At 24.0% G+C, this 12,721-nt stretch carries 16 protein-coding genes and 1 pseudogene; 13 read left to right on the forward strand and 4 right to left on the reverse strand.

What is annotated here, in order from left to right; all coding sequences use genetic code 4:
- Positions 1-21 precede the first annotated feature (21 nt).
- The 12 genes from plsY (at position 22) to SCITRI_RS04870 (ending at position 8,137) form a co-directional block, all read left to right on the forward strand.
- Positions 22-825 carry a glycerol-3-phosphate 1-O-acyltransferase PlsY gene (gene plsY / locus SCITRI_RS04815; protein ID WP_071937452.1) on the forward strand — a complete coding sequence of 268 codons (804 nt, stop codon included), beginning with the start codon at positions 22-24 and terminating at the stop codon, positions 823-825.
- A 749-nt stretch (positions 826-1,574) separates the two neighbouring features.
- Positions 1,575-1,724 (forward strand): hypothetical protein, encoded by a 150-nt coding sequence (locus SCITRI_RS10035; protein ID WP_155522119.1) that lies wholly within the window; start codon positions 1,575-1,577, stop codon positions 1,722-1,724.
- Positions 1,725-1,828: 104 nt separating this feature from the next.
- Positions 1,829-1,978 carry a hypothetical protein gene (locus SCITRI_RS04825; protein WP_071937130.1) on the forward strand — a complete coding sequence of 50 codons (150 nt, stop codon included), beginning with the start codon at positions 1,829-1,831 and terminating at the stop codon, positions 1,976-1,978.
- Complete coding sequence (locus SCITRI_RS04830) at positions 1,978-2,229, forward strand: hypothetical protein (protein ID WP_071937454.1); 252 nt, start codon at positions 1,978-1,980, stop codon at positions 2,227-2,229. Before SCITRI_RS04825 ends, SCITRI_RS04830 begins: the two co-directional genes overlap by 1 nt.
- Positions 2,230-2,657: 428 nt before the next feature.
- Positions 2,658-2,840 carry a hypothetical protein gene (locus SCITRI_RS04835; protein WP_233485479.1) on the forward strand — a complete coding sequence of 61 codons (183 nt, stop codon included), beginning with the start codon at positions 2,658-2,660 and terminating at the stop codon, positions 2,838-2,840.
- A 343-nt stretch (positions 2,841-3,183) separates the two neighbouring features.
- Positions 3,184-3,543, forward strand: a complete 360-nt coding sequence (locus tag SCITRI_RS04840; protein ID WP_071890535.1) for a hypothetical protein — start codon at positions 3,184-3,186, stop codon at positions 3,541-3,543.
- On the forward strand, positions 3,527-3,976 hold the full coding sequence (locus SCITRI_RS04845; protein ID WP_071937455.1) for a DUF3627 domain-containing protein: 450 nt from the start codon (positions 3,527-3,529) through the stop codon (positions 3,974-3,976). The genes SCITRI_RS04840 and SCITRI_RS04845 overlap by 17 nt, the downstream gene beginning before the upstream one ends.
- 152 nt (positions 3,977-4,128) lie before the next feature.
- Positions 4,129-4,332: a DUF2649 domain-containing protein gene (locus SCITRI_RS04850; protein WP_071890543.1), complete on the forward strand. Its 204-nt coding sequence runs from the start codon at positions 4,129-4,131 to the stop codon at positions 4,330-4,332.
- A complete protein-coding gene (locus tag SCITRI_RS04855) occupies positions 4,332-5,345 on the forward strand; it encodes a hypothetical protein (protein WP_071937347.1) in 1,014 nt (337 codons plus the stop codon). The genes SCITRI_RS04850 and SCITRI_RS04855 overlap by 1 nt, the downstream gene beginning before the upstream one ends.
- Positions 5,338-5,715 (forward strand): hypothetical protein, encoded by a 378-nt coding sequence (locus tag SCITRI_RS04860; RefSeq protein ID WP_071937327.1) that lies wholly within the window; start codon positions 5,338-5,340, stop codon positions 5,713-5,715. The genes SCITRI_RS04855 and SCITRI_RS04860 overlap by 8 nt, the downstream gene beginning before the upstream one ends.
- Positions 5,715-5,951, forward strand: coding sequence for a hypothetical protein (locus SCITRI_RS04865; protein ID WP_015967964.1), 237 nt, complete (start codon positions 5,715-5,717; stop codon positions 5,949-5,951). Before SCITRI_RS04860 ends, SCITRI_RS04865 begins: the two co-directional genes overlap by 1 nt.
- An 11-nt stretch (positions 5,952-5,962) precedes the next feature.
- Entirely contained in the window at positions 5,963-8,137 is a 2,175-nt protein-coding gene (locus SCITRI_RS04870; protein WP_071937456.1) for a spiroplasma phage ORF1-like family protein, read from the forward strand.
- Between the two features lie 11 nt (positions 8,138-8,148).
- Here the strand turns inward: SCITRI_RS04870 and SCITRI_RS10725 are convergent, their stop codons facing one another.
- The gene (locus SCITRI_RS10725; protein WP_071937457.1) at positions 8,149-8,607 is read right to left on the reverse strand and encodes a lipoprotein; all 459 of its coding nucleotides are present in this window, start codon (positions 8,605-8,607) and stop codon (positions 8,149-8,151) included.
- A gap of 120 nt (positions 8,608-8,727) precedes the next feature.
- On the opposite strand from SCITRI_RS10725, the pseudogene SCITRI_RS04880 reads away from it, so the two are divergent.
- A pseudogene (locus tag SCITRI_RS04880) lies at positions 8,728-9,685 on the forward strand (IS30 family transposase).
- A 333-nt stretch (positions 9,686-10,018) separates the two neighbouring features.
- On the opposite strand, the gene SCITRI_RS04885 reads toward SCITRI_RS04880, so the two are convergent.
- Genes SCITRI_RS04885 through SCITRI_RS04895 form a run of 3 tightly spaced genes read right to left on the reverse strand, consistent with a single transcriptional unit; the run spans position 10,019 to position 12,683 of the window.
- The gene (locus SCITRI_RS04885) at positions 10,019-10,843 is read right to left on the reverse strand and encodes a Pr6Pr family membrane protein (protein WP_071937458.1); all 825 of its coding nucleotides are present in this window, start codon (positions 10,841-10,843) and stop codon (positions 10,019-10,021) included.
- 57 nt (positions 10,844-10,900) lie between these two features.
- Positions 10,901-11,581 (reverse strand): 5'-methylthioadenosine/S-adenosylhomocysteine nucleosidase, encoded by a 681-nt coding sequence (gene mtnN / locus SCITRI_RS04890; protein WP_071937459.1) that lies wholly within the window; start codon positions 11,579-11,581, stop codon positions 10,901-10,903.
- Positions 11,582-11,585: 4 nt separating this feature from the next.
- A complete protein-coding gene (locus tag SCITRI_RS04895) occupies positions 11,586-12,683 on the reverse strand; it encodes a nicotinate-nucleotide adenylyltransferase (protein WP_071937460.1) in 1,098 nt (365 codons plus the stop codon).
- Positions 12,684-12,721 lie beyond the last annotated feature (38 nt).

Consider the following 12,721-nt stretch of genomic DNA (forward strand, 5'->3'; position numbering starts at 1 on the left):
TAATAAAAGAGAGGTGACCGAATGACATTATATGGATATTTAGGAAAAGCTATTACAGCAATAATTGGATACTTAATTGGTTCTTTTAGTTGGTCAATTTTTATTAGTAAAAAAATTTATAAAATTGATGTGCGTGATTATCATTCTAAAAATGCCGGAGCCACAAATACTAGTCGTGTTTTAGGTAAAAAATGAGGTTTTGCCATCATGTTTTTAGATATGCTAAAAGTTACTATTACAATGTTTATTGCCTTTGGTATTAGTTGTATTAATATTAATGGTGTTAATTTTGGTTCAACTAGTTATTATATTCCAGCTTTTTTTGTTTTAATTGGTCATTCTTATCCAATTTATTATAAATTTAAAGGTGGAAAAACAGTTTCGTCTTTTTTAGGTTTATTATGAATGACTAATCCATATTATTTTTTAATTGCTACAGTTGTTTGATGAAGTACAATTTTTATTTGAAAACGAGTTTCTGTTTCTTCAATTTTAGCAGCACTATTTACAGGAGCATTATGTTGAATCCCACAATTAAGTGGCATTGATATTATCAATTTTAATGGTGATTTACTTCAAAATTCTCACCTTGTTTGAGTGAATTACTTACATTATGTTAATTATGATAATTACTGCGATAGTTTAGCTTTAATTAATATTATTATTACTTTAAGTGCTATTTTCTTAATCTTAAAACATCATCAAAATATTACTCGTTTATTAAAAGGAGCCGAAAAGCCTTATGATTTTAAAGGGAAATCTGATTTAGAAAATGGTAATCTTTCAAAACACAATAAAATAAAAAACACTAATAATTACCCATAGTTTTAAGTACTTAATAAGTTAAATGAAAAATGCTTTCATTCTAAAGAAATGAAAGCATTTTTCATTTTTAAAATTTTTGTTTATTAACAAAACTTAAGCTACCTTAAATTCAATTATCTGTAAAAAGTTATAATTACCATCATTAATATTGGTTTCACCCTTGTTTGGATTAAACATAAAACTATAAAAAAAGTTGCTATACGATAAGTAAACATTGTTTGAAATGAGTGAGTATGTCTTAGTATCATTATTTCATGAATAAAATAATTGAAAAGTTATAGATTTTTCATTTTCAATTCAATTAATTTTATTGTTAAATTTACTTATATTGTACTTGTACTCATAAGAAAACTTTGTATTTCAGTCTAATGACTTCCAATAAAAGCTAAAAAAATATTTCAAAAATGTGTTAAAGTTGTCTAATATTTGGTTCTGTTTATACTTCGTTCTAATTTTTTTAACAATTTCATCAAAGTTAACTTGATTCATATTAAAAACAAGACGATTATTTTCATTATATGTTTCTAATTGATAATAATGCCAAAAACCCATTATTGTTTTTGCAAATATGATTAAGTCATTATCAAATTTATTTTTTTTCTCTCAATATTGTTATTGGTGCTTTTAATTCAATATTGAAACTTAAAATTTTAAGTGGGAGATTCTCAATAATAAAGTTATTCAAGAAATTGAAAGATTTTAATGTTGCTTGTATATAACACTCATTATGAAGGCATCATGTAATCGAAGTGCAACAAATCAATTCTGAAAGGAGTTGATTTTTTATTGAAAAGAAACATTATTTTATTTTGCGGTCCTTAGTAACTAAGTATGGAAAAGATATTGTTATTAATACTGTAAATAAGATAGTAATTAATAATTTAAAAGAAAATGAATAAATTATCCGCGTAATTTATTAGCGGTAATTTATTCAATATTGTTTATTTTGAGCGTAGCGAACACGCGGAGCGTGACGCGATATTTTTTAGAAAGGAGATGTATTATGCCAACTTGATTAACGACAATATTTAGTGTTGTTATTATATTAAGTATTTTTACTTATATTGGTTTATCAATTTACCAAAAAATTAAACAAATTCGAGGAAAGAAAAAAGATAAAAAAGAAATTGAAAGAAAGGAGAGTAATAAATAATGTTAGGTATGTATTTAACAACAGCGTTTAATTTTTTAACAGCACCTACACCTAAAACTATGACTAAGGGTATGACTGGTATTTGAACTGGTTTATCTAGTGCATTATGAAAAGTTAAAGAAGGTATAACAAATATTTTACCTGAGATAATGGTTTTCTTAGGTGAAGCGTGAATTATATTAATTCCATTTGCTATATTTTGTATTATTAAAATTTTAAACTTTTTCCGTGTTATGGTTAAAGGATTTTAATATTTATTATAATCGATTATATATCTTAGTTAAGGCACACTAGCTTTTATGTGAATTAAATAAATAATTTTGTTGTTTATTTTTGCACTATACACTGTTTACAAATTTATTTTTTAATAAACTTTATTACTATCGTTAATATTGGGATAATAAATAAATATCCCTATTATACATATAAATTTAACTATATTTTCTATAGTTGATAACTCTATATTGTTTATTATTCATAATATTGAGTCTGTTATGAAAAATATTTTTTTAGTAGGATTTAATAAAAATAAGAATATTTCTATTAAGGGTCATACTAGTAATAGATTTGGGAAATAAATTTTTATAATATTTTTTATAAATACACCTACTTTTTTTAAAAAACTTGTAAACAGTATATAGTGTAAAAATATCAACTTAATTATATTTAAGGTATTATTATGGTTTTCTCTCTGTATAAAAATATTTATAAATTTGTTAATTTATTAAAAATTCAAATAATAAATTTAAAAGTTATTATTAAAATTATTATTAGTGAAATAATTGTTTTAATTGGTGATACCATTCATGATAATCAAAAAATAGATGGTATCACATTTGTAAAAAATGAATTTATTAAATAGAAAAATGAATTTATTATTTCTTCGATATTTTATTTCTTCTTTCTATTTAAAATAATTTATACAGAGAGAAAACCATAATAATATCAACTTAATTATAAACTTATGATTTTATATTTTAATAACTATTGTTAAAAATTAAATAGTATTTTTCAGTGTGCCAATTTTTATTATTTTTATATTTAACATTGTTTATTAACATTGTTTATTAAACATTAAATAAACAATATATTAGCATTATGTATAACATTGTTAATAATCAGTGTTTATTACAATTAAAAAACATTATATAAACATTATTTATAACATTGTTTATTAAACAAATATTTAGTTAGGAGATTATCTTATGGATATAAAATTTAAAACAACTAAGGAATGTAAAAAATTAAAGAGAGATTTTATTATTAGGAATTTTGTTTTTGGTTTTGTTTATTTTCAATTTTTCATTGTTCTTATTGAAATTATTGTAGGTCTTGTTTTGTTTTCAAATAGAGAAATAATTGTTGGTATTTTACTTTTTTCTTTATTTTTATTTTTAATATTTATTCTTTTATTTTTTATAATTCAATGTCATATATGCGAAATTAAAGAATATAAAGTTATGTTGTTAAAGAAAAGAATGTTACCGTTAGAAAATATAATTGGAGGATTAGGAAAAGGCACAATGTTAAGACCAGTAAGACGAGGAGATGATAAAATTGAGTAATTTTGTTAAGAAAAATCATAATGTAGAAAATTATTTTATTAGTAAGGAATTTATCCCTTTTACAACAGAAAAAGCAAGTTTTATTAATTTACCTAATCATAATCGTCATATTGGTTTTTGATTGAGTAATAAGTTTATTTATCCGAGTGAAAAACATTTGGAACAAATAGCAATCGGTTTGATTTATGATAATTCTTACCCTATTGTAAAATATGATGAAAATTTAAAGCGAAATATTTGAAAATATTTAACTGAAACAGAATTAATCAATTTATATAATCAATATAAACAAAATTATTTTACTAAAATGAAAAAAGCGTTATTTTCAAGTGAACCTAAAAAAGTAAAAGCAAATAATAACAATAATAATTTAACAAATTGAAGTGTTGAAAAAGAACAAGAATTAATTAATGATTTGAAAGACTTAAATTAAATGAGTTTATATGATTATTGAGTTCAATTTGTTAGTTATATTATTGGTGCAAATGCCCCTGAGTTTTTATATGTTATATCTTTTGTGTTATTTGTTGTTTTATTTTTTGGAATGTTTTTTAAACTTATTCAAAAAATATGGAGTTTTTAAAAATGCAAAATGATTGAATTAAATTAAAAGAGTTTTTTATTCATATATTTTTGTTTATCGATAAAACGAATGTTGAAAGTATTACAATGTGGAATTTAACGCAAAATGAATATTTAACCTTGATGGTTGGTGTTTGAGTTGTGATTTTGTTTTTAACTTGGTTTTTCTTGTGAATGGTTTTTAAGATAGTTGGGTATTTTAAATAATGAAAAAATTTATATTTTTCTTTAAAAACTATTGTTATATTAGTGGTTCAATGCTTTTGTTTAGTTTAATTGATTTATTACTTTGGTTAATTTCTTTGTATTGTGTTGGTTTAGTATTTTGAATATTATTTGCTTTGCAATGTGTATATTTTGTGTGATGATTGTGAAAAAATATTTTTTATCAGTTAAATTCTTTTGGGTTAGTAAATTTTGTTTGAGATAATCCGTTATCGGTAATTATTGGTAAGTTAGGAACTGGTAAAACATTACTTTTAACTTATTTATCGCAAACTATGAAATTATTGACAGATGAAATTTATAGTAATTATCCCTTAGAAGATGATAAAGTTAAAGTTTTAACATTTAAAAATTTAGATTTTACTGATAGAACAAAACCCGTTCCCCTAGATGATAGTGTTATTTTATTTGATGAAAGTTATTTATATATTGACGGAACTAGTCCTCACGATGAGAAAAAAGTTCATAGTGGTAAAATACCGTGAATTGTTTTAGCGAGACATTTTGGACATCGTGCGTTGTTTACTGCTCAGCGTGAGGGTATGATTTGAAATAATATTCGCCAGTTAGCAAGTGGAATTATTATTCCAATTTCATTGAAAAAACCCGTTGCTAAAAAAGGATTTAATTTTTTTAATCGTTTCTTTATTATGCGAATTGGGATTTTCCAAGATATAACGGATTATGAAATTTGAAAAACAAAATCAGTAGAACGAACAGTAGAAGGTAAAAGAGCAAAACATAAGTCGGATGTTGGGTTAGGAATTCGGTTTTTTAAAATAATAATTCCCCTTGAATTTGCTAATAAGTATGATAGTGAATGGTTAAAGTTTGTACGTGATTTAAAGAATGACGAAATTGTTAATGAAAAATTTTATTATTGATCGGAAATCACAAAATTAAGCGTTAAAGAACGATTGGAGTTATTTGATATTGATATTTTGAAAAAGAATTTAAAACCTAAAAAAGAGAAAGGAAATAGTAAAGATGATTAATTTATTAGTTGAAAATAATAATAGTAATTGAGACAAGATTTTTAGTTTTGTTTTTGATATATTTTTGTTTATTTTTGATGTAATTTGAAATACAAAATTACCGATGACAAATACGTCAATTGCTTATTTTTTAATCTTTTTTATGGTTATTAAGTTATCGATTTATGCAATTCACGGGACATCAACACAATATAATAATTTAGGTTCGACAGTTAATAATGGTGTTTCGCAAGTATATTCGTCAACTGTACGAAAAGGTATTAATGTTGGTAAAAATGTTTATCAAAATAGTAATAAGCAGCAAGTTAAACGAGAAATTAAGCGTCAAAATGTTAGACAACAAGCAAAATTTAAAAGAGGTGTTAAGTAATGATTAAATTAGTTTTATTGGTGGCGGCGATTGCGATATTTGGAACTGGTTTTATTACTGTTATTATTAATCAATTTACATCAGCAAAAAATATTATTATGGATTTATATAATTCTGATACTTGGTTGATTTGATTATTTGGTAGAATGGCAGTTTTGTTTAGTCATCCGTTAATGTTAACAATATCGAGTTTATATATTGTTGGGTTTATTGTTTCAAAAACATTGTATAGTTAGGAGTTGAGTTTATGAAAAAATCGTTATCTTTATTTGCCATATTTATTTTAACTTTTTTGGGTTTGGTTATTCCATTTATTACTTTAACGGCGTTTAGACCCTTAAATGAGGAGCAATATACGCTTAAACAAGAAAGTAGTACTGGTAAAGGTATTAATGAAACTGATTTTATTAATACAATGTTTTTACGCAGTAGTTTTTTTGAAAATTGATCGGAGACAAATTATTTTATTAATCGAACTTTAAAAACATCAAAAAATTTATTGTTTAATGATAAATGGTATTTAGATTTTTTACAAGATAGTTATTCCACCGGAGTTGTTTATGATAAACCAGATGAAGTATTTTTGGGTTATTATCAACAATGACATAGTTTAAAAAATAGGTATATGGTTGAAAAATTTTATGATGTTAAAAGGGAGAATTTTTTGGATGATTTAACTGATTTTATTTATGCCTTTGCTGTAAAATATAAGATGTTTAATGTATCGAAAGAAATTGTGGAAAATGTTGACCGCTATAAAGAAAATCATTATCCAAGAGTTAAGTTAAAAGTAGATAATTGAAAATTAATTGATAGAGATAATTTTGTAAAAGAAAATAATGAAAAAAATAATAAATGATATATTTTAATTGCTAAACAAATGCAAAGTGATAATTTTTCTATTATAAAATTTAATTTTTCAAATGAACTAATTTGAAAAGTTGGAGAACATAGAGGACATAGAATTAATAATCGTTGATATGTTTATATTAATTCACTATATCGTTGAGATGGCGTTGGTGAACCACAATTACCAACTATTGACAAAAACACTGGTGAAATTACTGACTGAAATAGTTATCAACAAACTCGCGTAAAAGAATTTATTGATTTATCTTTATATTCTGTTTTGCAAGAAAATATTAGAGTTCAGCAAGGTGGTAGTGCGGATTATGAAAATCCGAATAAGGTTGGTACAAAGCGGATAATTTTTGATTTTGAGACGGTTGATGAATTGGATGTTAAAAATATTAAAAAAACAATTTATCGGATGATTTTGACTGTTGATGAAGCAAATTTAATTATTTCTGGTAGTTTAGAGTTAAATAATATTAATAATGATGATTTAAGTTTTAATTTTAGTTTTATGCGAACGGGAATGGGTGAAGTTTTTAATTTTAATGGTTCAATTTATTCATCATTAAATAGTAAAGATTTAAAATATTATCAACAGTTTAGCGGTCAGTTTGATTTATCTAAGTTTTTACAGTCGTTTTTTGCAAGTGCTTTGGTGCCAGTGTTTCAAAATCGTAGTTCGTTTATTGAAAATGGATATATTGATAATTTACAGTATGATACTGTTTTAGTTAACTTTTTTGCGTTGAAATTACAAAATTTTAATAATATTTTGTTGAGTGAAAATATTAACGATAAATTACAATTTGATAAATTATTAAATAGTATGTTTAAGATTTCACAGAAATTTTATACTAATTATTTACGTACGATTTTTGATTTAGAGAATAACACTTATGTTCAAGGTTATAATAAAAAATATGGTTTATTAGTAAATAATGGTTTTAAAATTTACCCACGATATTTTTATTTTTCTGATAAATATAAGCAATTAGATATTAAATTATATTCATCATTTAAAAATCGGTTTTATACGATTAATAATTATGGTAGTGTTTTTAATTATGATTTTTCGGTTGCTAATAATTATGATATTAAGTCAAATTCCGGTTATGTTTTTGGCGGTGATTTACAAAATAAATATGGTTTGCAATATAAAAAAATTGAAGAACAAAAAATCGGTTATAATGTTTTTGAATTGCAAGCACAAAAAGAGAATGATATGTACCGATATTATGATTTTAATTTTGGAATTTATAACTGACAAGAGATTAATAATGGTGGGTTGTTCCCCGATAAACAATGATGACAAGTGCAATATGTAACGCCAGAGGGTTGATGAGATTTTGGTGCTCATATTAAAAATGCTGTGATTTGAATTGTCAATACTATTCCCGGTGTTAAACAAGTTAATGAATTAGCTAGTGGTGTTGGTAAGGTTTTTGAAACAGTATATAGTTTTTTTAGTCAAATATTTGAGGTATGAAAATTTAATCCCGCATTGTATAGTACAATAACAAATATCTTTTTATTAATTATTTTTATGAAATTTGTGCGATTAATATAAAAAAGGAACTGTTATTCAGTTCCTTTTTGTTTTTTTCAGTCAGTAATTTCACCGGTTTTTTTGTCAATAGTTGGTAATTGTGGTTCACCAACGCCATCTCAACGATATAGTGAATTAATATAAACATATCAACGATTATTAATTCTATGTCCTCTATGTTCTCCAACTTTTCAAATTAGCTCATTTGAAAAATTAAATTTTATAATAGAAAAATTATCACTTTGCATTTGTTTAGCAATTAAAATATATCATTTATTATTTTTTTCATTATTTTCTTTTACAAAATTATCTCTATCAATTAATTTTCAATTACTACCTTCTGGTGGTTTTTGTGGATTATATGATGGTTTTGGTGTCGGTTTATTTTCTTCATTATTATTTGGTTTTTTAGATTTTTCACAACTGATTAGTGTTGTTGTGCTTGTTGCGGTTAATCCAATTGCTCCTATTATGCTAAGTCATTTTTTCATACATATATATTGCTCCTTTTTATTTTTTTATATATAATTGATTTTATCACATATCAATTATATATCAATTATTCGTATTAAATATTAATTTTATAAGTTAATGAAAGGTATATAAATGTTATGTATAGTCATTTAAGTTTTATGGATAAAGTTAAATTAGAACAATTATTATTATCAAAAATTTTTTTAAAAAAGAATGGTGAGCAGAATATTTCTGCAATTGCTAAATATTTGAATAGACATCGTAGTACTATTTTACGAGAAATTAAGCGTTTTAAAACTATTGATGAATATAGTGCTTATAAGTCAGATAAAATGTATTATGAGAAAAGAAAAAAGAATAATAAAAGATTTAAGTTTACAGAAGAACAATTAAATTTTATTCATCTGAGATTTAATGTTTATCATGATTCACCATCAGAACTTATTTATCGTTATTTTTTAAAATTTAAAGTTAAATTTCCCGTTTGTGTTAAAACATTGTATAAATGAATTCGTTTAGGTTTTTATGGTTTTTTAAAACAGAATTTACGACACCATGGTAAAAAATACAAAAGAAAAGGAAAATCTGATAATCGTGGTAAATTAACTGATTTTAAGTCAATTTGAGATATTGATAATAAAGTTTCTAATGTTGGATGACTTGAAATGGATACAGTGGTTGGTAAAGACCATAAATCTGCTATTTTAGTTTTAGTAGAACAATTAAGTAAAAAATATTTTGCAATAAAATTAGAAAATTATACTGCTAGGGAAGTTGAGAAAAAGTTTAAAGATATTATTAAGATATTATTATAAAGGAATAATAACAGATAGAGGGAAAGAATTTAGTAAATGAAGAGAAATGGAAATATTTGCTGAAACACAAGTATATTTTTGTGATGCTGGTTCACCACAACAAAAACCTTTAATTGAATATATGAATAGTGAATTAAGACATTGATTTCCTAAGGGAACTGATTTTAATAAAGTTAGTCAAAAACAAATAGATTGAGTAGTTAATGTTATAAATGATAAACTCCGACCGTGTTTAAATTGAATAAGTGCAAAAGAAGTATTTTTACAGAATATTAAATAAATTTATTAATTAAAATTTAATAAATTGTTTTTTAGTGTGTTTAAATGTGTGTAAAATAAAAGAAAAATTAAAGTATTTTTAATTTTTTTAAATTTATGGTTGATTTTTGTAATTTTTATTATATTATTTAATTAATAAAGATTTGTTGCATTTCATTTTACATAATTCATATTTATAAAATATTTTAATTTTTAAAAAAAAGAGTTGCATTTGTTAAAAATGATGTTATCATCAAATTAACAAGAGAAAAAATTTTCTGCTTGAATTTACATAATACAAAAAAAGAAAGCACCCCTGTGCTTTTAACAATTTAATTGTTTGTTAAAATATTTATTAAGAATTTTTTGATTGTTGATGATGTTTGGCAACTTTTAATATACTAAAATGATATAAACCACCAAAAGCAGTAATAATCCCTGAAATTAAGACAATAGCAATTATAAATCAAACAATGCCAGGTAAACCTTGTGCTTTTGGATTTGTAATTTGTAAGAAGAAATATTGATAGGCAATCTTTAAATGCATTCCACTATATTCACATAATATTCCTTTGATAACTCCATAAACACCATATAAAATTGGATAAATAAAATATCATCCTAATTTTTGTTGATAAAATTGTTTTGTTGAAACTAGCGGTGATTGTTTAGCAAAGATAACAATATAAATAATTGTTAATATTGGTACAATAACATGCAAAATAATTTGCTCCGTTCATTGTAGTGGACCTCACATTAAATCTTTATTTTTTAAGATTCCTGGTAATAATACAAAATTGTAAATTAAACAAGTAACTGTAATATACACAGCAACTGATAATGAAAAATATGTTTTTAATGGTTTAATGATTCCTTCTTGACGATGACAAATAATTGCAATTACAAATCAAATTAGGACTAAAAAATTTGATTGCGTAGTAAAAAATGAAATTCATCATATTGTATAGCCAGCATAATTTCAATGACTAATTGCTTCTGTTTGATCATAAACAGCTCATAAATATGTCACTTGGTTATTACTATCCGTAACAATCATTTTGTCTAAATGCAGTAAATTAGTTAAATAATTAGTTAGTAACCCAAATAAAGCAACCAATGCAATAATTATTTTGAATCAAAACCGTCAATCACGACAATAATATTTGATAAATTTATACATTAAATCCCTCTTTCTATTTAATAACATTGTTTAAATTATATCTTAATTTTAAATTTTTTATTCTTTATTATTAAATAATTTTGTCAAAATTAAATCAGAAATTAAAATTCCTGCTTGTGATAAATTTTGTTTAAATTGTGTTGTTGAACTTTTTTTAGTTGCTTGTAAATAATCTGTAATAATTTTAATACTAACAATTGGAATTTGATACTTTAAGGAAACTTGAAAAAAAGCACAACCTTCCATATCCACCACATCAATTTTATTCTTAAATTTAGTATTAATATGATTAAAATATTCTAGTTTATCAATAAAAATATCACTGCTCCCTAAAAATGCTGGTTGAATGTTAGGTATTTTTGATGTAATTGTAGTTACTAATTTTTTATCACTATAATAACTAGGCAATTCACCTGGAATTTGCCCCATTGTATAACCAAATTCTTGTGCATCAGCAAAAGTATAGTAAGCTTCAGTAATCACTAAAACTGATAATGGTTTAAAACTTGACTTTAAAGTCCCAACTGTGCCAATATTATAAACTGTTTTAATTGCATAATCTTTAAGTAAGATTGTTAAAGTCATTGCAGCATTTACTAAACCAATCTTGCTAATTGCAAATAATCAATTACCTTTTTGATATAATTCAATCTGTGAGTATTTACCAATTACTGTTGGTTTTAAAGCATTTAAAATTGTTATTAACTCTTCTTTCATTGCACTAATAATTAAATTCATTACGTTATTTATCCTCTTTTCATTGTTGATAAGTTAATTGTATGTTTTTACCTAAATGTTCAAGACCTTGCTTATCTACTGCTCGTTCAAATTGGATTATTAATAATTCTTGAAACGCTTTTATTAAATCTTTTTGTGCTAATGTTCGATAATAATCAACTTTCGGATAATTTCGTTCACTACTAATTTTATCCGCAACAAAAATTAGCATTTCAAACAATGTCATTTGTGGATGGCCAACAGTATGTAATTTAACTGCTGTTAAAATATCCTCATCAGTAAATAATAAATCATATTTTAAATGACAATAAGCTGTATAAGCATGCCAAGTAGGAATTGGCTCTGATAAAAAAGTTGGTAAGTATTTTGTTAGATATGCTTTTTGTTTTTGTTTTGACCATTGTTTCGTAATATCATGATATGTTCCAGCAATTAAAGCTTTTTGCGGGTTTAATTTATGAATCAATGCTAATTCTTGGGCTTTTTGCCCAACATTTAAACAATGTTGATATCGTTCCTTATCCATATTTTGTCCCAATCGTTCTGGTAAATATAATAAATTATTATTAATATACTTAGTAATACTTGGCAATTGCAATGAAATGTTTTTTCCTTCTCGTAACATTGTTGATGATAAATGTAAATTATTATGAAATGGAATTACTATTGCTTGATATTGTTTTAAAATTGCTTGTTCAATTGGTTCATTTCGTTGAAAAACAATAAAAGTTTGCATTCTTGTTAATTCAATAATATTGTTTCATTTATTTAACGATGCTAGTTGGTCAGAACCAATCATAAAATAAAATTGATAATGTGGAAATTGGCCTTGCAATTTTAAAACAGTATCATATGTTATACTAGGTTTTGTATTTTCTAATTCAATTAAATTAATCTTAACATACGATAAACCAGCAACTGCTAAAGTAATCATTGCAACACGATCAGTGGAAGAAGATAATTTTCGTGTTTTAAAAGGATTCTGATTTGTTGGAATAATTCAGATTTCATCAATATCTGTTTTTGTTTTAACAAGATTAATCATTGTTAAATGGTCAGTATGAAATGGGTCAAAACTACCACCAAATAATGCTATCTTCATTTATTTTTCCTCCCAATCTAAAAAATACAGCACATAAA

It is taken from the genome of Spiroplasma citri, assembly GCF_001886855.1.
In the GTDB taxonomy this organism is placed as follows: domain Bacteria; phylum Bacillota_I; class Bacilli_A; order Mycoplasmatales; family Mycoplasmataceae; genus Spiroplasma; species Spiroplasma citri.